21 protein-coding genes and 1 pseudogene are annotated in these 17,756 nt (G+C 63.9%); 13 read left to right on the forward strand and 9 right to left on the reverse strand.

Going from position 1 to position 17,756, the window contains the following annotated elements; translation table 11 throughout:
• Positions 1–165: 165 nt before the first annotated feature.
• Entirely contained in the window at positions 166–1,188 is a 1,023-nt protein-coding gene (locus IVB19_RS16490; RefSeq protein WP_247370939.1) for a hypothetical protein, read from the reverse strand.
• Between the two features lie 366 nt (positions 1,189–1,554).
• Between IVB19_RS16490 and IVB19_RS16495 the strand changes: the two genes are divergently transcribed.
• Complete coding sequence (locus IVB19_RS16495; RefSeq protein WP_018454540.1) at positions 1,555–2,172, forward strand: L,D-transpeptidase; 618 nt, start codon at positions 1,555–1,557, stop codon at positions 2,170–2,172.
• Between the two features lie 47 nt (positions 2,173–2,219).
• Here IVB19_RS16495 and IVB19_RS16500 read toward each other — a convergent pair whose 3' ends face one another.
• The 4 genes and pseudogenes from IVB19_RS16500 to IVB19_RS16520 all read right to left on the reverse strand — a co-directional run bounded on the left by IVB19_RS16500 (position 2,220) and on the right by IVB19_RS16520 (position 5,542).
• Positions 2,220–3,569, reverse strand: coding sequence for an IS701 family transposase (locus tag IVB19_RS16500; RefSeq protein ID WP_247363696.1), 1,350 nt, complete (start codon positions 3,567–3,569; stop codon positions 2,220–2,222).
• A gap of 74 nt (positions 3,570–3,643) precedes the next feature.
• A pseudogene (locus IVB19_RS16505) lies at positions 3,644–4,404 on the reverse strand (IS5 family transposase).
• Positions 4,405–4,469: 65 nt separating this feature from the next.
• Positions 4,470–4,898: a COG4315 family predicted lipoprotein gene (locus tag IVB19_RS16515; RefSeq protein ID WP_018454539.1), complete on the reverse strand. Its 429-nt coding sequence runs from the start codon at positions 4,896–4,898 to the stop codon at positions 4,470–4,472.
• Between the two features lie 179 nt (positions 4,899–5,077).
• Positions 5,078–5,542: a MarR family winged helix-turn-helix transcriptional regulator gene (locus IVB19_RS16520; RefSeq protein ID WP_247370942.1), complete on the reverse strand. Its 465-nt coding sequence runs from the start codon at positions 5,540–5,542 to the stop codon at positions 5,078–5,080.
• 103 nt (positions 5,543–5,645) lie between these two features.
• Here IVB19_RS16520 and IVB19_RS16525 point away from each other — a divergent pair, with 103 nt between their 5' ends.
• From IVB19_RS16525 to IVB19_RS16535, 3 genes are all read left to right on the forward strand, one after another.
• On the forward strand, positions 5,646–7,568 hold the full coding sequence (locus tag IVB19_RS16525; RefSeq protein ID WP_247821589.1) for an FAD-binding monooxygenase: 1,923 nt from the start codon (positions 5,646–5,648) through the stop codon (positions 7,566–7,568).
• A 168-nt stretch (positions 7,569–7,736) separates the two neighbouring features.
• Entirely contained in the window at positions 7,737–8,723 is a 987-nt protein-coding gene (locus IVB19_RS16530; protein ID WP_247821590.1) for an SH3 domain-containing protein, read from the forward strand.
• Between the two features lie 174 nt (positions 8,724–8,897).
• Positions 8,898–9,176 (forward strand): hypothetical protein, encoded by a 279-nt coding sequence (locus IVB19_RS16535; protein WP_247370951.1) that lies wholly within the window; start codon positions 8,898–8,900, stop codon positions 9,174–9,176.
• 54 nt (positions 9,177–9,230) lie between these two features.
• Here IVB19_RS16535 and IVB19_RS16540 read toward each other — a convergent pair whose 3' ends face one another.
• Positions 9,231–9,473, reverse strand: a complete 243-nt coding sequence (locus IVB19_RS16540) for a DUF3551 domain-containing protein (RefSeq protein WP_247370954.1) — start codon at positions 9,471–9,473, stop codon at positions 9,231–9,233.
• Between the two features lie 111 nt (positions 9,474–9,584).
• Between IVB19_RS16540 and IVB19_RS16545 the strand changes: the two genes are divergently transcribed.
• The gene (locus tag IVB19_RS16545; protein ID WP_346283655.1) at positions 9,585–9,791 is read left to right on the forward strand and encodes a hypothetical protein; all 207 of its coding nucleotides are present in this window, start codon (positions 9,585–9,587) and stop codon (positions 9,789–9,791) included.
• An 83-nt stretch (positions 9,792–9,874) separates the two neighbouring features.
• Positions 9,875–10,189, forward strand: coding sequence for a hypothetical protein (locus IVB19_RS16550; RefSeq protein WP_085353560.1), 315 nt, complete (start codon positions 9,875–9,877; stop codon positions 10,187–10,189).
• A 254-nt stretch (positions 10,190–10,443) separates the two neighbouring features.
• Here IVB19_RS16550 and IVB19_RS16555 read toward each other — a convergent pair whose 3' ends face one another.
• Complete coding sequence (locus IVB19_RS16555) at positions 10,444–11,109, reverse strand: O-methyltransferase (protein ID WP_247370957.1); 666 nt, start codon at positions 11,107–11,109, stop codon at positions 10,444–10,446.
• A 97-nt stretch (positions 11,110–11,206) separates the two neighbouring features.
• On the opposite strand from IVB19_RS16555, the gene IVB19_RS16560 reads away from it, so the two are divergent.
• The 3 genes from IVB19_RS16560 to pdxY all read left to right on the forward strand — a co-directional run bounded on the left by IVB19_RS16560 (position 11,207) and on the right by pdxY (position 13,447).
• Positions 11,207–11,851: a TetR/AcrR family transcriptional regulator gene (locus IVB19_RS16560; RefSeq protein WP_026232754.1), complete on the forward strand. Its 645-nt coding sequence runs from the start codon at positions 11,207–11,209 to the stop codon at positions 11,849–11,851.
• A gap of 92 nt (positions 11,852–11,943) precedes the next feature.
• A complete protein-coding gene (locus tag IVB19_RS16565) occupies positions 11,944–12,585 on the forward strand; it encodes an FMN-binding negative transcriptional regulator (RefSeq protein WP_247370960.1) in 642 nt (213 codons plus the stop codon).
• A gap of 49 nt (positions 12,586–12,634) precedes the next feature.
• Complete coding sequence (gene pdxY, locus IVB19_RS16570) at positions 12,635–13,447, forward strand: pyridoxal kinase (RefSeq protein WP_247370962.1); 813 nt, start codon at positions 12,635–12,637, stop codon at positions 13,445–13,447.
• Positions 13,448–13,457: 10 nt separating this feature from the next.
• Here the strand turns inward: pdxY and IVB19_RS16575 are convergent, their stop codons facing one another.
• Positions 13,458–14,768, reverse strand: a complete 1,311-nt coding sequence (locus IVB19_RS16575; RefSeq protein ID WP_204511047.1) for a M15 family metallopeptidase domain-containing protein — start codon at positions 14,766–14,768, stop codon at positions 13,458–13,460.
• A gap of 329 nt (positions 14,769–15,097) precedes the next feature.
• On the opposite strand from IVB19_RS16575, the gene IVB19_RS16580 reads away from it, so the two are divergent.
• From IVB19_RS16580 to IVB19_RS16595, 4 genes are all read left to right on the forward strand, one after another.
• The gene (locus tag IVB19_RS16580; RefSeq protein ID WP_247297420.1) at positions 15,098–15,301 is read left to right on the forward strand and encodes a hypothetical protein; all 204 of its coding nucleotides are present in this window, start codon (positions 15,098–15,100) and stop codon (positions 15,299–15,301) included.
• A gap of 174 nt (positions 15,302–15,475) precedes the next feature.
• Entirely contained in the window at positions 15,476–15,730 is a 255-nt protein-coding gene (locus IVB19_RS16585; RefSeq protein ID WP_018454524.1) for a hypothetical protein, read from the forward strand.
• Between the two features lie 248 nt (positions 15,731–15,978).
• Positions 15,979–16,125: a hypothetical protein gene (locus tag IVB19_RS16590; protein WP_247370967.1), complete on the forward strand. Its 147-nt coding sequence runs from the start codon at positions 15,979–15,981 to the stop codon at positions 16,123–16,125.
• A gap of 90 nt (positions 16,126–16,215) precedes the next feature.
• Positions 16,216–17,136, forward strand: a complete 921-nt coding sequence (locus IVB19_RS16595; protein ID WP_346283656.1) for a DMT family transporter — start codon at positions 16,216–16,218, stop codon at positions 17,134–17,136.
• Between the two features lie 123 nt (positions 17,137–17,259).
• On the opposite strand, the gene IVB19_RS16600 is transcribed toward IVB19_RS16595, so the two are convergent.
• On the reverse strand, positions 17,260–17,610 hold the full coding sequence (locus IVB19_RS16600; RefSeq protein ID WP_018454521.1) for a zinc ribbon domain-containing protein YjdM: 351 nt from the start codon (positions 17,608–17,610) through the stop codon (positions 17,260–17,262).
• Between the last annotated feature and the right edge of the window lie 146 nt (positions 17,611–17,756).

Here is a 17,756-nt window from a genome sequence, read left to right on the forward strand (position 1 = left end):
TCCGGGAACCGGCAGCTGCAAGAGAAGGCCGCCGGCATAGATCCCGACGGCCTTTTCTCTTGATGGAAAACGATCGAAGCTCGCTTCCCGTAGTCATCCGGATTCTACGCATCACATCGACTCTGACAGCATCGCTGGTGCGACGCGTCGTCGCGTGACGATGGTTCAGCGCAGCGGCATTGGCGGGCGTACGACAGGTCCGTCGTCGTCGGCAACGGCTTGCGTCGTCATGGCAGCGGGCGGTGGGGCTGCGGCAGCCTGCGAGGCCGGCGGCGGCGGAGCGAGCGGCGCCGGCGAATAAGCCGGCATGTAGGTGTGCGACACGACCGGCTTCGGTTTGCGAACCGGCGGCGCCGCGGGCCGCGGCGGTAGCGCGGACATTTGCGGGCGCGGATCGACGCGCGGCTTCGTATCGGCCACCGGCTTCGGCGCGGGCGGCTTCGCCATCTCGCGTGCCATCTGCTCCTGCCCGGCCTTCAACTCGGCGATGTTGGCCTTGAGCTGCTCGATCTGTTGCGCCATCGCGGTGAGATCGCGCGTCATCGACTGCACCGATTGTACAGGATCGGGTTGTGTTGCCGGGGGCACTGCTGCTGCAACCTGGGTTGCAGGCGGAGCCGCAGATTGATCGGCCGCTTGATCCGTTGTGGCTTGATCCGTTGCGGCCTGGTCCGCAGGCGGCGCAGCCTGTGCGGCGGCGAGCGGTGCGGTCTGCGAGGTCGAAGGCAGCAGCGACGCCAATGCCGGGGTCCATTCGGCGAGCATCTGTCTTGCGGTGTCGCCATGTTTCTCCCAGGCGACAGTGGCGGCCGCGCTTCCGCCCGCAAACAGCATCGTGACGAACGCGCCGCGCAGCCATTTGCCAGCGGAGGAGCGCTTCTGCCGGCTGAGACCATCACCGGCCGCAACGCGCACGGCGGTGTCGACCGAGGGCGCTGCCGTCTGCGGCTCCGCGACGGGACTGAACTTCGGCTCCGGATTCATTCTGGACTTCAGCGTGAACGCCGGATCTATTTTGGGTTCGGGACGGGCGGTGATCTCAGGCGCAAGCGCGGGCGCGACGCCGAGGGGGCGCGAGGCCAGCACAATGTCAGGCGAAATCTGCACCGCGTCGTGCGGGTCGTTGTTCGTGACCGTGTCCTTCACGATCTCATCGACGATTTGCCGAGAGTTCAGCGTCGCGAGCATCGCAGCTCCTTTGAAGCCTGGGTGTTTTGAAGCCCCAGGTGTTGAGTATTGAGGTATCGGTCGTTCGCATTGGCGCGAGCAGATCCGTTGAGGTGGGCCCATCCAAATCCCCAAATCCGATGAGGCCCAAGCACCATGACCCACGAGTCCAGCCGGGTTTGACCAAAGCAAGGCGAGGGGATGGAGACTGTGCGACGCTCTTGCGCCGTTTGTGGTGATGGAACCCGCCTCAGAAAACACGCGTAATTGTTCCACAATGCCTTGTTTTCAGCACGATTTTGGCAGCATCTGGTGTTGCTGGGGGCGCTGCTATCGCTATCGGGGCCGGCGGTGCCAAGATCCTTATTCGTTCTACTCGTCCTTGCCATGCTTCCGTTGGGCGGCTGCATGCAGACGACGCTTTCGCCATCGACGGACGCGAGCATGACGACCCGCGACCGGCAGTTGCTGGCGCATACGCCTTACGCGCAAGCAAACGTGCCCGAGCAATATCTCCGTCATATCGTCGATTATCCGCGCAAGGAGCAGCCGGGCACGATCCTGGTCGATACCGATGCGCGCTATCTCTATTTCGTGCTGCCCGAAGGCAAGGCGATCCGCTACGGCGTCGCGGTCGGCGAGGAAGCCATGGCGTTCTCCGGAGTCGCGCGGGTCGGTCGTCTAGCGGAATGGCCGGATTGGGTTCCGACGGCGGACATCCAGGCGCGGCTCGGGCCCTATCCGGCGCGGGTGCCCGGAGGCCCCGCCAATCCGCTGGGCGCGCGGGGCATCTATCTCTATGCCGGCAACAAGGACACGCTCTACCGCATCCACGGCACCAACCAGCCGGAATATATCGGGCAGGCGATCTCGTCCGGATGCATCCGGATGCGCAACGAGGACGTGATCGATCTCTATGACCGGGTGAAGCTCAACTCAATGGTCGTGGTGCTGCCGCCCGGACAGAACGCGCAAGTCGAGGCGCGGCCCAGCTGGCGCGGGTGAGGTCGCCCTAGCACTACTTTGGCAGAATGTGTTTTCGCCGCTGTTTTTCAAGGATTTGCTTTCGGCAATGTGGGCACTGCTGGGGCGGCGGCCGAAGGATGAGATCGACGATGGCGTGACGTACGGCGGGCATAGTCGGTTGAGGCGGAGGCCCGTTGATTCTTTTTTTTTCGCCCCGCGTTTGCGAGGCGACGATGTTGCAGGAAGGCGTAGGCAATCATTGTCATAAGGGCGTGGCGATGAAGACCTTGCCATGATCGCCCTTCGAAGTGATCAAGTCCAAGTTCCTCCTTCAACTGTTGATGCGCCTGCTCACAAATCCACCGTGCCTTGATGGTGGCGGCCAGCGTGCGCAGATCCGTCGTCGCCGGAAGATTGGCGAGATAGTATTTCTTCTCCCCGGAGGCACGTTGCTCGCCAATGAGCCAGGCTTCGTCGCCTGGGAGATGCTGCTGACCTTTATCCCATATCCGCTGCGGAGGGCCGTCGGCGGTGCGGACACGGAGAGCAGCAAATCGGGCTTTGAGCCGACCTTTCGTCCCGCTGCGCCAACTCACGGTTTTCCATTTGGCGCTGGCCAGCATTTGTTCTGCCGCAATCGATAAGATATCGGGCACGTGGTGCTTTCGTGGTTTGCCACGGGCTTTGGTGATCGGCCAAATGAGCTTCACATCGACCGGATACACTTTCTGGTGCCGAGGGATACCGACCGCCCAGGCCAGCCCGCGCTCTGTTAGCCCTTGTCGAAACGGCGCGCTGAGGCCGTATCCTGCATCCGCCAGCACACATCCAAAGCGTATGTTGGCTGCCATCGCGCGGTCAATCTCGGCCAAAGCGATCTCCGGCTTGGACCGCGGCGTTCGGTGTTCGACTGGCACGCGAGCGCGCTTCAAGCGAGGCATGTCGCTTGTCCAGCTGTCAGGCAGAAAGAGACGTAACGCGACCATCACGGGCACTTCCCCGCGCGCAAGCGTTAAAGACACCAGCGTTTGGCAATTTGCAGTTTTACCGAGAGCCGACGCGTATTGAGCCGCAACACCGACCGATCGCTCACCCTTTTTCGGCAGTGAGGTGTCATCAATAACCAGCACCGCATCCCTGCCGCCGACAAGTCGGTCCGCCTGGTTGAGCAGCTCTGTCTCTAGCGGCGTCGCGTTCCAGACGCCGTCCGCAATGAAATGGTGCAACTGGTCGTAGTTGCTCGTGGCAAGGCGTTCCGCCATCGGCTGAACGCTCTTGCGATCGCCAGGACCGATCAATCCCGCAACATATAGAGGACACATCCGCTGTCGGGTCTTATGACCCAGCCGGTCCAAGAACGGCATCAGCCAGCGTTCGAGTTCGTCTTCCCATCCCGGCATGGTCAGCCCTCCAAGAGCCGACCACCCATGAATCATTGAACAATTGATTCGGGAATCCTATAAATCGCGGCAAAATCAACAATCTGCCAAAGTAGTGCTAGGGTTCAGACTCAATTGATCCAATAAGCGACGAGAGCGGCGAGGTGGACGGCGGCCAAGAAGTTTCTGGCAAGTTTGTCGTAGCGAGTAGCAACACGCCTGAAATCCTTGAGCCGGCAGAAACAGCGCTCGATAACATTGCGCCCTTTATAGAGGCGCTTGCTGAAGCTGTGGAGGGTTACCCGGTTGGATTTGTTTGGAATGACGGGTTTCGCGCCGCGATTGACGATTTCGGCGCGAAAGCCGTCGCCATCGTAGCCTTTGTCCCCAATGAGGGAAGACATGGGCGGCGCGAGCTTCAAAAGGGCCGGCCCTGCGGCAATGTCTGCGGCTTGTCCCGGAGTGAGATGAAATGCGCAAGGTTTGCAATCAGGGTCGCTCAGCGCGTGGATTTTCGTGGTCCGCCCACCGCGCGAGCGGCCGATCGCCTGTTCACACTCCCCCCTTTTCCGCCGCTCGCCGAGCGATGCGCTTTGATCGAGGTGGAGTCGATCGACAAAGCCACTCGGTCCTTGCCGCAGCGGGCGAGCGCTTCAAAGATCGCCTGCCAATGTCCGCGCTTAGCCCAGCGATTGAACCGATTGTAGATCGTCGTGTAAGGGCCATAGTCGGACGGGCAATCGCGCCAGCGTGCGCCGCACTGGAGCATGTGAATGATACCGCTGATAATGCGTCGATCGTCTTCGCGCGCCGGGCCGGTCTGGTTTGTTGGCAGATGCGGCTCTATCTGAGCCCACTGCTTGTCGTTGAGCCAGAACAGTCCTTTCCGCATCGAAGTCCCCCGTGCCGAATCAACTTGGCACCAGGGAATCAGAACTCGCTAATTAGGTACAGACCCTAGTTCTCGGGACGGGCGACGCGCCATTGCAGCGTCGTGGCATTGCCATTGGCCTCGCCCGGCGCCTTGTCGGCCGGCGAGGTGTAGAGCGGACGATAGCGATAGGCCCACATCTTGCTGCCGTCGTTACGGTTGATCACGGTGAAGTCGCCGACCGCTTTGGCATCGGCCGTTGCGGGCAGCGGCACCCAGCTCTCGACGCATTTCCCGTTGCAGTTCGACGTCTTGCCGGTGGTATCGCGCTCGTAATAGTAGAGCGTCATGCCGTTGAGGTCCACGAGTGTGGGGCCCTGCTTGGTCAGGATGACTTTCGCCGGTGAGGTCGCGGGCTTCGGCGGCGGAGGGGCATCGCCGCCGCCATGGCCATTCGCGAGCGCCGGAGCGGTCGAGAGCGCGATCGCCGCCGCCGCAATGAGGAACCTGAACATCCGAAACTCCAGACCGGCAAAGTTAATCGCGCGTTAAACGCCGAATGCCGTCGACCGTAACAGCCGAAGGTTAGTTCCTGGTTTCGCGATACTGCGACAATGAGGGGTAGAATTACGGGGCTTTCTGTCTTGGCACGTTTTCTTGACGCGAAGCGGTATCCACCTCGCTCGAAAACGCTCTATGCCTGCACTCCGCGCAGCGGGGCGCGGCTGAGTTCGTTGCCGGCGGCGATGGCCTTGTGCAGGAGGCGCATCAGATCCTCACCTTCCTTCGCGCTGAGGCCACGCAGCATGATGCGTTGCGCGGATTCGACGGCCGGCGTGATCTTGCGCAGGGTGCGCCGGCCTTCGTCGGTGATCTCGAGCTCGCGGGCACGGCGGTCGCGGCGCGAGGCGCGGCGCTCCGCGAGCCCCTTCTGCACGAGCCGGTCGATCACGCCGGTGATGGTGGTGCGGTCGTAGGCGATCAATCCCGCGAGCGTCACCTGGTCGAGCCCCGGATTGGCCTTGATGGTCGCGAGCGCGGCGTATTGCACCGGCGTGAGGTCGAAGCCGGCATCCCCGACCTCGGCCAAAAACACCGCGACCGCGATCTGCTGGAATCGGCGCGCCAGATGTCCGGGCATGTCGTTGTTGTCTTTCACCGAATTTCTCCGTTGGGGCGGGACGGCCGGGATCGTTGACAAGTATACTGATAGTCAGCATACTGATCAATATCCAAACGGAACATCGGCGGGAGAGGTGCTCATGCAATTCCATCTCAATGGATTTCAGCCGGGCGACCCCGAAATCGCCGATCCCGCCGCGCGCATTCAGCCTTCTGGCGCAACGGGGGGCGTGCCCGAAGAGGTCGATGTCCTCATCGTCGGCTGTGGCCCTGCGGGCCTGACGCTTGCGGCCCAGCTTGCGCAGTTTGCCGACATCAAGACCTGCATCGTCGAGCAGAAGCCGGGCCGCTTGCTGGTCGGGCAGGCCGACGGCATCGCATGCCGCACCATGGAGATGTTCCACGCCTTCGGATTCAGCGAGCGCGTCCTGAAGGAAGCCTGTTGGGTGAACGAGACGACATTCTGGAAGCCGGACGAGCGGGTGCCGGAACATATCGTCCGCAGCGGCCGGGTGCAGGACGTCGAGGACGGTTTGTCGGAATTCCCGCACGTTATTCTCAACCAGGCGCGCATCCATGACGGCTTTCTCGACGTCATGCGCAAGGCGCCGGGCAGGCTCGAGCCCCATTACAGTCGGCGCCTGCTCGACCTTCAGGTCGATCCGGCCGCGGGTCCCGCCGACCATGCCGTGACGGCGCGGCTCGAACGGGTCGATGCCGAGAACGAGGGCAAGGTCGAGACGATCAAGGCGCGCTATGTCGTCGGCTGCGACGGCGCCCGCAGCACGGTGCGCAAATCGATCGGTCGCGAGTTGCTCGGCGATTCCGCCAATCATGCCTGGGGCGTGATGGACGTGCTGGCGGTGACCGATTTTCCCGACATCCGCTTCAAGGCCCTGATTCAGTCGGCGAAGGACGGTAGCCTGCTGATCATTCCGCGCGAGGGCGGCTACATGGTCCGCCTCTATGTCGAGCTCGCCAAGCTCGACATCGGCGAGCGCGTCGCCAATCGCAATATCACCGCCGACGACGTGATCGCGAAAGCGCAGCGGATCCTGAAGCCGCATACGCTCGATGTGAAGGAGATCGCGTGGTGGTCGGTCTACGAGATCGGCCAGCGCCTGACCGACAAGTTCGACGACGTGCCGGAGACCGAGACGGCTACGCGTCTGCCGCGGATATTCATCGCCGGCGATGCCTGCCACACCCACAGCCCGAAGGCGGGGCAGGGCATGAACGTCTCGATGCAGGACGCTTTCAATCTCGGCTGGAAGCTCGCTGCCGTTTTGCGGAAGCAGTCTGCGCCGAGCCTGCTGCATTCCTATTCGGCCGAGCGCCAGGCGGTTGCCAAAGAGCTGATCGATTTCGACCGGGAATGGGCGGGGATTCTTGCGTCCGCCGCCAAGGCCGGCGGCGCCGACGCCGCCAGGACGCAGGACTATTTCGTGAGGCACGGTCGCTACACCGCGGGCACGGCGACGCATTACCGCCCGTCGGTTCTGACGGGAGCGACGTCCCACCAGCATCTCGCGCAAGGCCTCGTCATCGGCACGCGATTTCATTCCGCACCGGTGATCCGGCTTGCGGATGCCAAGCCGGTGCATCTCGGTCACGCTGCGCAGGCGGATGGCCGCTTCCGCATCTACGCTTTCTCCGGCGCTGAGGATCCCGCAGCAACCGGATCGGCCGTTCGCGCCTTGTGCAATTTTCTCTCCGATGCGCGGGAGTCGCCGGTCCGGCGTTACACCCCCGCGGTCGCCGACATCGATAGCGTGATCGACCTGCGGGCGGTCTTCCAGCAGGATCATCGCGAGCTCGCTCTCGAGGCGATGCCTGCGCTGCTGCTGCCGCGCAAGGGCCGCTACGGCCTGATCGACTACGAGAAGATGTTCTGTCCGGACCTCAAGAATGGTCAGGACGTTTTCACCATGCGCGGCATTGACCGCAAGGCGGGCTGCATGGTCGTGGTGCGGCCGGATCAGTATGTCGCGACCGTGCTGCCGCTCGATGATTTTGCTGCGCTTGCTGCGTGCTTCGACGGCTTCATGCTGCAAGTGAACTGACGGGCCGGCGGCGCACACGTAGGCTCTCTCTGCGCGCGGTGTCGATGAACGGCGAATGAATATTGAACCGCGCGCGGCATCCGTCTCGATGTTTTGGCGGATGAGACCTTCGTACGCGGAACGCCCGTTCCGCTTGCGCGTTCCGACTCGAAAGAGGAGGACTACGCCATGAAATTCCGAAGCGTGTTGTTAGCCGCATTGCTGCTCGCCCCGACGGCCGCGCTGGCCGCACCGGGCATGGTCACCGTCTCGACCGGCCTGCGCGCCGGGCCGGGTTCGGGCTTTCCCCTGGTCGATCGCATCCCCGAGGGCGCCCGCGTCGACATCCATGGTTGCCTGCGCGGCAACGCCTGGTGCGACGTGAGCTTCTCGGATGACCGTGGCTGGGTGTCGTCGCAATATCTCGAATATCTCTATCGCAATCACTACGTCTATCTCCCTGACTATGTCGACGAGGTCGACGTGCCGATCGTCCCCTTCGTGCTGACCTCGTACTGGTCGAGCTATTATCAGGGGCGGCCCTGGTATCGGCGGCATGCTCACTGGAATAGCTACTGGACTTCGCATCAGCGCGACGCGACGCGGATGACGATCGATCCACGCGCGGCTCGCATCGGCCGCGCGGCAACGCGCGATGCGGCGGTCGCACTCGGGCGCAACGGCGCGAATGCCAAGGAAAGTGCCAAGGGCGCGGCCGCGGTCTCCGGCCGTGATGCCGCAACTTCACGGCACGACGCCGCCATCGCCAGGCACGAGACTCCGGTGACGACGGACCGGAGCCGTGCGGGACGAGCTGACCGCATCGCGCATGAGCGGACCAATCTGCAGAGCCGCAATCCGCGGGACGATCAGGCCCGCATCATGCACGAGCAGGCCGCACACCGCGCGGCTCTGCGTGCGCAGCCGATGGCGCGCCCACATGAGGCGCCGCGCGTATCAGCCGCTCCCGCAAGCCGGCCCGCGATGCCGCATGTGGCTCAGCCGAACGTCGGCCACGGTTCGCCGATGAACGCTCATGCCCAAATGCCGGCGCCGCGCGCGGCTGCGCCTGCGATGCCTCATGGCAGTGGCGGCGGCGCTCCTCACATCAACGCCGCGCCGCACGGCGGCGGTGCCCCGGCCGGCGGTCCCGGTGGCGGGCACCAAAAGCACTAAAGTTGCCAACGAAAGCCCGGCCCTCGCGCCGGGCTTTCTGTTTGGGCCGGAACGGGTTCCCTGCCCATACAATTTAAGAAGCTTCTTCGCGGGCAGATTTCATCGATCGTAATATGTCTACTCAAAGCTGTAAGCATTCCACTCGGGGCAGCGGGGCACGGGAGGATGACGACGATGAGCCAGAACCAGGCGGAGACGCGCCGCCACAATGTCGCCAAGCGGTCGATGACCAAGGAAGCCAAGCAGCTGTCCGGCCTGATTGCCGGATTGCGCCAATCTCTCGAGGTGATTCAAAAGGAGCGATCGAGCACCAAACTCTCCGGCGCCGAGATGGGCCTTCTCGACGAACGCCGCAACAATTTGTTGCTGACCATCGCAGCTCTCGACGACCGCCTCTCGGCGGTGCAGGGGCTGATCGATCTTGGCCGTCCCCATATCATTCGCGTCCACTGATCGGAGCGCTGACCTGATGCTATCGGCTTCGTCGCGGCGGCGACGGAACCGGGCTCAGCTGTCTGCTCCGCGTGGCATAGGATTGGCGTAGCACTGGGCGGACTGCCCGGAGGCGGTCGCGGCGCACTGCGCGATCGTCGCAAAACTGCAGTCGATGCTGCGGCCGTCGATCGTGTAGATCTCGATGCAGACGGGATGGCGCGGATCGTAGGTCTGCGCCGCTGTAGGCGCTGCGCCGGGCAGGCCCGCACCAAACAAGCCCGCGAGAGGCAGGATCGCATTGATGATGCGGCGCACGATCGATCTCCTTCGCTCAGCCGGAACAAAGCACAATGCTGCCGCGGATGGCACCAAATTGCCACGCTCCCGGCGAATTGCCGCCAAAGCTCGCTGCCACGACGAGACCGGGTGCACGGCAACGCAAGGGGATGCGCATTGGCCTACAAGATGATCGCAGAACGCGACAACGAGAAGTGCAGTTTTGCCCGCGAGAGCCGTTTGCTCATCGTGGCGAAGGCGAAGGTTTGGGCAAGCGAGGGGTGGAAGGTCGTCATCACCGACCAGGACGGCAAGGCCTACGCGCCGCCCGACTTCGATCAGCTATTGGCGGCCTGACCGCAAGACTGGGCAGGACGACATTGATCTCGTACTTTCGACCGTGGCGCGATCTGATCGCGCCCCTGATGACTCTTCCAACGATGACTCTTGCAGCCGCGGCCGTCCTGACGGCGACATTTGCCGCCGCGCAAAATCTCGATGCCGGCAAGTCGCCGCAAAAGCTCTTCGCCGATGGTTGCACGACGTGCCATCGCAGCCCCCGCGGCCTTGCCAAAGGGCGCTTCAACCTGACGCTGTCCTGGTTCCTGAAGGACCATTACGCAACCAGTTCGGATACAGCCAAGGCACTTGCCGCCTATCTGGAATCGGTCGATGCGGCGCCGCCGCGAGTTGCGGCCAAGCCTGGCGCGAAGCGATCCAGGCCGCATCCTCCCAAGCCGTCGCAAAGCCAATAGCGTGAGCCGGCTGCGAGACGGCGTCGCGAAGCTGAAGGCCTTGCCGGCATCAATGCACCGTGGCCGCCGAGAACAGGTTGATGACCACCACTCAGGACACGATCAGCGCGATGCCGACGAAGGCGGCAGCGACATTGCCGGGTCCAACTATCACGCGTCAGTGACGAACCTGCGACACGGCGGAGCGCAGCACGAAACCGCCGCGCGATGGTTCGCGCGGCGGCTCATTGGTGTCGCGCCGGTTCGACGTGGCGTTAGTTGATCCGCACGGAGAGTTCGACGTCCTCGGCAAAGGCCGTGGACATGTAGCCGCTTCCGGGGCTGCGCATGCGCGCCAGATAGTCGGGGCTGTCGTCGGCGTTGTCGGCGACGATGATCGCGCCCGGCCGGAGATGGCCTTCGACCAGATCCAGGATATCGGGGTAGAGCGCCTTGGCGCCGTCGAGCAGCACGAGATCGATCGTGTCGGGCAGGTCGACTTGAAGCATCTTCAGCGCGTCGCCTTCGCGGATTTCGACGAGGTCCAGCAGCCCGCCGGCCGCGAGGTTCTCGCGCGCCCGGGCCACCTTGGACGGTTCGAATTCGCTGGTGATGAGGCGGCCGCCACCATTGTCGCGTAAGCCCGCGGCAAGGTGCAGGGTCGAGATGCCGAACGAGGTGCCGAACTCGACGATCGCTTTGGCGCGGGAGCTGCGTGCGAGCATGTAAAGCAGTTGACCGGTCTCGCGGGAGACCGCGAGCGGTGCGTCCTTCAGCCGCCCGTAGAGGTCGCTGTAAGCGGTCTTGCTCCGCATCATCCGTGCGCGGTCGGCGTCGGTCACATCGGCGAAGGCGGCTCGCATCGCGCCGCGCGCCGCTTCGTCCTGGTCGAACAGACGATCGAGCAGTGGCGCAAGTGATGTGATGGTCGGGGTGGTCATGTGTAGTCTCCAGATGTCGCCGTGCGGCGAGTGCTTGCGTGAGAATTGAAATACGACTAATTCGTCGCATTCGCTATTCGCATTGCCCGAGGGTGCCATGGCAGATCGCCGAAGCCATTCAGTTTCCTCACGAAAACAGCCACAGCAGGCCCGCTCGAACGAGCTGGTGGCGGCCATTCTGGACGCGGCTGTTCAGGTCTTGGCCAAGGAGGGGGCGCAGCGTTTCACGACGGCGCGAGTGGCCGAGCGGGCCGGGGTGAGCGTCGGGTCGCTCTATCAATATTTTCCGAACAAGGCGTCGATCCTGTTCCGCCTCCAGAGCGACGAGTGGCGGCGCACGAGCGAGCTCCTGCGCGGCATCCTGGCGGACCGGGCGAAACCGCCACTGGTACGGCTGCGCGCGCTCGTCCACGCCTTCATTCGTTCCGAGTGCGAGGAGGCTGCGATCCGCACGGCGCTCAGCGACGCCGCGCCGCTCTATCGCGATGCGCCCGAAGCACACGACGCGCGGGCCGCCGGTAAGGGCATCGTCGCGGCCTTCATGCGGGAGGCCCTGCCCAGGGCGCCGGATGCGACGCGGGCGCTTGCCGGCGAGTTGATCAAGACGACGCTGAGCGAGGTTGGCAAGCAGTTCTCGGAGACACCGCGCAACGAGGCGGAGATCGCGCGTCACGCCGACGCAATGGCCGACATGTTCTGCGCCTATATCGATGAGCTGGCACGACTCCGCGATCATTCCTGACATCCGCGTTTGCGGGCCAATACCCCTTCTGACTTGACTGGATCATGAGTTAGCCTCGGTTTGTCCTTCAGCCAGTCAACGAGCGCCCCGCCATGCATGTCCTCCGCCCCCAATTCCGCATCGAGGAGCAGCAAGCGCTGGAATTCGCAAGCCAGCGCGGCTTCGGCACGATCGTCGCGGCGGATGAGCGCGGTCCACGTGCCTCGCATGTGCCCTTCGTGCTGGAGCAGCGCGACGGGCACACTATCGTTCAGATCCATCTCACCGCCAGGAATCCGCTCGTTCCGCTCGCGGACAGCACACGGCGCTTCCTGCTGATCGTTGCCGGCGACGACGCCTACATCTCCAATGACTGGTATTCTTCGCGCGACAACGTCTCGACCTGGCTTTACGAGGCCGTGCACCTGTCGGGCGTGGCGCATCTGCGCGGGCTCGACGAGAACCGCGGGCACGGCGATGCACTACTCGCGGTCTCGGAAGCGCGCTTGCCAAAAGCACCTTGGGATCTCGCACAGATGGAGCCCGGCAAGCGCGAGAGCATGCTGGCTGCGATCCGTGTCGTCGATCTCGTGGTGGATACCGTCGAAGGGCAGGCCAAGCTCAACCAGCACAAAAGCGATGTGGATCATGTCGCGGTCGTGGACCGGCTGGCGCGGTCGGAGGAGAGCGGGCATCGGCGGCTGGCGCGGAAGATGCAAGCGCTGCGGCCGAGACTTGGATATGATTTTTCGTGATCCGGGCGACCCTTCTCTCGCTAGACAATTACTCCTACGGACCTCCCTCATGCTCGTCATCTCCATTCAAAGCCAGGTGGTCCACGGCCATGTCGGCAACAGCGCCGCCGCCTATGCGATGCAGGCGGAAGGGGTGAATGTCGCGGCGGTGCCGACAACGCTGCTGTCGAACCATCCGCGCTATCCGACCTTGCGCGGGCGGGTGCTGGAGACAGAGCTCGTTTCAGATCTGCTGAGAGGCGTCGAAGAGCGCGATCTCGTCGACGAGGCTGCGGTCCTCGTTACCGGTTATCTCGGTTCGCCGGGCAATGCCGCTGTCATCGCCGATTTCGTCGAGCGGGCGCTGACCCGCAATTCGCAGCTGGTCTATCTCTGCGACCCTGTGATCGGCGATGACGGCCGGGCCTATGTCGCTGACGGCATCCTGGACGTGGTCCGGCACCGGCTGCTGCCGGCCGCCAATCTGACCACGCCGAACCAGTTCGAACTCGGGCTGCTCGCAGGCCTCGACATCGCGGATGCGCAGGGCCTGCGCGCGGCGTGCGCGGCGCTGGCCGGGACTGGGCGCATCGACGTGGTCGCCACCGGTTGCACGCTCACTGATACGGCGGAAGGGCAGGTGGAAACGATTCTGTGCGCCGGCGGTCAGTTGTCGCGCTTTGCGACGCCGCGCCTTTCGATCCGCCCCTCAGGCACCGGCGATCTTCTCACCGGCCTGATCGCGGCGCATCTGGCCAAGGGCACAGCGACCGAGGCGGCGGTGCGGCTCGCAGTCGAAACCATCTATGCGGTGCTGGTGCGCACGCAGGAAGCAGGCACCGCGGAGATGCGGCTTGTGCCGTTGCCGACGCCGCGACGATAAGCCGTCAAACTCAGGTCGCGCGCTTCGTGGCTGATTGCGCTGATTTCTGCGGCTTCGCGGGGACCTTCTGCTCGCGCGTCGCCTGTGCCTTTGCCTTCGGCGGCTTTGCGCTTGCCACGGCCCGCGCTTTTCTCGGCTTGGCGTTGGCTTCCTTGCGGTCCGACGTGCCTCGGCGCGAGACGTATTCCGTACCATCGACCGGGCCGACATGCGGGGGATCGCGGCCGAGATAGGGGCGGCCGATGCCGAGCGCCTTGCCATTGGCGTCGACCCACTTCCACAGCACCTCGGTCGAGACCCAGCGCTGCGCGCGGTTGTCGCCCTTGGTGCTGACGATGTCGGCCGCCATGCCGTGCCCGTAGCCGCCGCGCGTGCTGCCGCCGTGATAGGAACGGTCGGAGGCGGCCTTCAGGCCACTCGCGATCGACTGGCGATAGTCGTCGCGGAACGCGCTGGTGATGCCCGGCGAAAGCCCGGCAGCCTCAGCCGCGAGCAGTGTGCGAAACAGCTTTTTCTTGAAACTCTTGTCCATGCCGCCGATGACGTAGTCCATCATCGACATGCCGGCGCGGTCGGCCGCCTTCGGATCCTTCCAGCCAAAGTCCTCGTCAACCAGCTTCGTGAAGCTGCGCATCACTGTGACCATCTTGCCCTTGCGCTTGACGGTGACGGCCCGGCGATCTGTGACCTTGATCGAGTCTTCCTTGGCCGTGCGCTGGTAGAGCGCCCAGAGATAGCGGTCGATGCAGGCTTCCATCACGTAGCATTCGTCGAGGACCGCGGTCGTGTCCGCAGACGGCGAGGCCTTGCTCGCCACGGGCGCGGGGCCGGTCGCGATTGTCGCGGGCGACAGCGCCTCCGTCGTCACGATCTCAGTGGGATCGGCGGATGCGAGCTTTACCAAGGGCTCCGGCGCCGGAGCCGGAGCAACCTCGCTGGCGACTGGTGTCGGGTCAGGCGACATCTGCGGCGCGAGCGGCGCTTCGGTCGGCAAGATCAGCACTGGGTCGGCCGAGGCGAGCTTGATGGCCGGAGCTGGCGCCTCGGGCGCTGCCGCTTCAGCATTGACCAATTCTGGTGTCGCAGCGATAGCGGCCGCGATATCGGAGGTCAGGGCGACGCCGTCCTCGATGGCCGCAGCGTGTGGGATGTCGGCGAGGTCAAGTCGGCTGAGATCCTTCGCGCGCGAGACGGCGGAAGCATTGGCGCCGCTGTTCTCGATGAGGGCCGGGGCATAGGCGGACAGAGAGAGCGCCAGCCAGCCGGCGAGAACCGCCGAGGGGCAGGAGACCGCCACCAGAAGAGACCGCCGATCATTCATGATCCCTGCCTCCAAACGGTTCTGTTGAACCTCGTCTTCTCCGAATAGTCTGACCAGACAGTCTTGGCCAAACAGTCTTGCACGAAAAGGCACGCCGCGCGTCGATTGTTCTGGGGAGGGTGTGGCGGCGCAATGGCGCAATTCGGCGAAAGCGGGCTTTTCGAGCAGGTGTTGCGCGGCGGCAACGCGGGTTCCATTGCGGTTCCACGGGCGCTTGCTCGCCAGCGTTGTGCAAAAATTCGATAAGGCGAATATTTTGGCGCGGGCCGCGTGGCGGTGTTTCGCAGGCACGTTGGGCAACCTTGTAACGGCTAGCGCGTTAGGCGCGCATGACGCATTCCTCGCTTCGTCCGATGGACGCCTTCGATCCCACCGAGCCCGCCATCCTGCACGACCAACTCTCCGATACGATCATCACCTGGACTGCTGAGCAGGCCGACGATTTCAGGCGTGCCAGCCGGCCGGGCCAAGACGGAACCGTGATCTGGAAAGCCTACGTTTTCGACGGCTGGGGCCACGTGCTCGGCGGCTGACCGCCGCTCATTAGAGTGTCATTTCGCGCCGGGGCGGTGATTTTGCCAAGACATTGCGCGCATTAAACATATTGCCATGCACCCGGCGCGTTGTTGCGTTGCAGCAGCGCATGTCGCAATGCAGCAAAATGCGCTTAAATGTGCTCCGAATCTTCCACTGAAGGAGCATCACCCATGAACAAGAAGACTCTGTCGATCGCCGCCGCCATCCTGACGATCGCGGGCAGCACCGCGGCTTTCGCCGCCGAACTGCCGACTTATGAGGCGAACGGCTTTCCGGTCTCCCCGATGCAGGTGCGCGTGCTCGGTGCCGCGCATGTCGAGCAGCAGGCCTCGGCGCCCACCAACGTTGCTTCGGTCCACCAGGCCCGCGTTCTGTCGCCGCGCAAGGTGAAGACCGCTGATGTCACGACGGGTAGCGCCCGCTGATCTGGGGGCGCCACAAGCCAACGTCAAGCCAATGTGATGCAGGCTCGCTTTCTCCGAGTCTGCCCGGACCGCGTTCCCTTTCGGGGAGCGCGGTCTTTTTTTGGCGCAGTGAGTCACGATCACGCGCCGGTTGTGTACGGCCGTTCAAAGCGAGTGTGATCTCTTTAATAGTTGCTTTCCAGATCGCGGCGCTTGATGCGGGCGCCGCATATTGAGCAGCCAAGAATCATTTTCATAATGGAGTAGTCATGCCCGTTGCACAGAAAGCCGTTGTTGCAAGCGTCTCGCCGCGCACGTTCATTCTCAAGCATCTCGCCTTGTTCGCAGCCGCCGCGCTGTTCGTGTTCGTGCTCAGCCTGACGTATGGGCTCGATCTCAGCCCCGGTTTTTTCTGAGCGATGGCGCGCTGGCGTCTCTCGCTTGCGTGCCAGCCTTGCAGGCACATGGGTTGAGCGACGGCCTCTGTCGGCGTACCGCTTTGTCCCATGGATCAGCGGACGAGCGGCGCTGACGCTCGCATTCGGAAGAACGATCAAGTGCCGGCGCTTGTCGGCGTGCTCTGCGGCCTCGCCGCGGCGCTGTTCTGGGCACTCGGCTTTGCCGGCACGCGGCATGGCCTCAAGCTCGGCTTCACGCCGGTCGATCTGCTCGTGCATCGCTATGTCTGGTCCGGCATCGCGTTCCTGCCGCTGGTGATACGCGGCGGAATCTCCGATCTCTGCGGCATCGGCTGGGGCAGGGGCCTTGCGCTGATGGTGCTCGGCGGCCCGGTGATGTCGCTGATCTCCTACACTGGATTCCTGTTCGTGCCGCTCGGCCATGGCAGCGTGATCCAGCCGTCCTGCGCGACGCTCGGCGGCCTGCTGCTAGCGGCCCTGTTCCTGAAGGAACATGTCTCCGCGTCGCGCATCGCCGGCGCCTTTGTCATCGTCGGCGGACTTGGCGTAATCGGCGCGGAATCGATCGGCCATATCGGGGCCGACGGCGTGCTGGGCGATCTGACCTTCGTGCTGACCGGATTGATGTTCGCAGGTTTCGGCGCGCTGGTGCGCCACTGGCGTGTCTCAGCCCTATCGGCTGCGCTCGTCATCAATGTGCTGTCGCTGTTGCTGCTGCCGATCTACCTCATGACCGGCGGACTCGCGCGGATCGCGTCGATCGGGTTCAGTGAGAACGCTATCCAGGCGCTGGCACAGGGCGTGCTCGCCGGCCCGGCTGCGCTTTATCTGTTCGCCGTCTCGGTCCAACGCCTCGGCGTCGCCCGCGCCGCCGTTGTCCCCGCCTGCGTGCCCGCGCTGACGGTGCTCACCGGCTGGCTCCTGCTCGGCGAGCCGCCGACACTATTGCAGACGGCGGGATTGGTGACCGTGCTGTGCGGATTCTATCTGGCGCAGAGACAGCGATAGATCGCAGCCTCCAGACGGCGCTTACCATTCGATGGTGGTAAACTTGACGCCGCGGCAGGTCAGCTCCCGCCCCAGCCGTTCGGCGCGCTCGCTGGCGGATTTGCCGCGAGTCCGGGGCCTCGGCTACGCCTTCCTCACGAACTCCGATTTCAGGTTCATCGCGCCGATGCCGTCGATCTTGCAGGCGATGTTGTGGCCGTCGGTGGCGTCCTGCAGGCGGATGTTGCGGACCTTGGTGCCACCCTTGACCACGGAGGAGGAGCCCTTGACCTTGAGATCCTTCATCACGATGACGCTGTCGCCGTCGGCGAGCGCATTGCCGTTGGCATCGCGCACGCCGGCCTCTTGCGCGGCGTCCGCGACGGCCTCTGCCGTGCCGCTCCATTCATGGCCGCATTCCGGGCAGACCCAGAGGCCGCGATCCTGATAGGCGTGCTCGGAGTTGCAGGTCGGGCATTTCATCGCGTCGGTCATTATTCGCCTCGTCGCCCGTCACGGGCGCGCCGCACGCTGTCCGTCGGATAAAGATGGATTGGGAGCAAATCCTTTACCATGGCTTTCAGTCCTGGTCGAACCCTTGGAAATTTAGGAGTTCAGGAAAAACTCTGCGGTATCGAGGT

This window comes from Bradyrhizobium sp. 187, assembly GCF_023101005.1.
Lineage (GTDB): Bacteria > Pseudomonadota > Alphaproteobacteria > Rhizobiales > Xanthobacteraceae > Bradyrhizobium > Bradyrhizobium canariense_D.

Coding starts and splice junctions, on each gene's coding strand:
- IVB19_RS16490 (WP_247370939.1), bottom strand. CDS start 1,188: ATGCTCGCGACGCTGAACTCTCGGCAAATCGTCGATGAGATCGTGAAG.
- IVB19_RS16495 (WP_018454540.1), top strand. CDS start 1,555: ATGCTTCCGTTGGGCGGCTGCATGCAGACGACGCTTTCGCCATCGACG.
- IVB19_RS16500 (WP_247363696.1), bottom strand. CDS start 3,569: ATGATTCATGGGTGGTCGGCTCTTGGAGGGCTGACCATGCCGGGATGG.
- IVB19_RS16515 (WP_018454539.1), bottom strand. CDS start 4,898: ATGTTCAGGTTCCTCATTGCGGCGGCGGCGATCGCGCTCTCGACCGCT.
- IVB19_RS16525 (WP_247821589.1), top strand. CDS start 5,646: ATGCAATTCCATCTCAATGGATTTCAGCCGGGCGACCCCGAAATCGCC.
- IVB19_RS16530 (WP_247821590.1), top strand. CDS start 7,737: ATGAAATTCCGAAGCGTGTTGTTAGCCGCATTGCTGCTCGCCCCGACG.
- IVB19_RS16535 (WP_247370951.1), top strand. CDS start 8,898: ATGAGCCAGAACCAGGCGGAGACGCGCCGCCACAATGTCGCCAAGCGG.
- IVB19_RS16550 (WP_085353560.1), top strand. CDS start 9,875: ATGACTCTTGCAGCCGCGGCCGTCCTGACGGCGACATTTGCCGCCGCG.
- IVB19_RS16555 (WP_247370957.1), bottom strand. CDS start 11,109: ATGACCACCCCGACCATCACATCACTTGCGCCACTGCTCGATCGTCTG.
- IVB19_RS16560 (WP_026232754.1), top strand. CDS start 11,207: ATGGCAGATCGCCGAAGCCATTCAGTTTCCTCACGAAAACAGCCACAG.
- IVB19_RS16565 (WP_247370960.1), top strand. CDS start 11,944: ATGCATGTCCTCCGCCCCCAATTCCGCATCGAGGAGCAGCAAGCGCTG.
- pdxY (WP_247370962.1), top strand. CDS start 12,635: ATGCTCGTCATCTCCATTCAAAGCCAGGTGGTCCACGGCCATGTCGGC.
- IVB19_RS16575 (WP_204511047.1), bottom strand. CDS start 14,768: ATGAATGATCGGCGGTCTCTTCTGGTGGCGGTCTCCTGCCCCTCGGCG.
- IVB19_RS16580 (WP_247297420.1), top strand. CDS start 15,098: ATGACGCATTCCTCGCTTCGTCCGATGGACGCCTTCGATCCCACCGAG.
- IVB19_RS16585 (WP_018454524.1), top strand. CDS start 15,476: ATGAACAAGAAGACTCTGTCGATCGCCGCCGCCATCCTGACGATCGCG.
- IVB19_RS16590 (WP_247370967.1), top strand. CDS start 15,979: ATGCCCGTTGCACAGAAAGCCGTTGTTGCAAGCGTCTCGCCGCGCACG.
- IVB19_RS16595 (WP_346283656.1), top strand. CDS start 16,216: ATGGATCAGCGGACGAGCGGCGCTGACGCTCGCATTCGGAAGAACGAT.
- IVB19_RS16600 (WP_018454521.1), bottom strand. CDS start 17,610: ATGACCGACGCGATGAAATGCCCGACCTGCAACTCCGAGCACGCCTAT.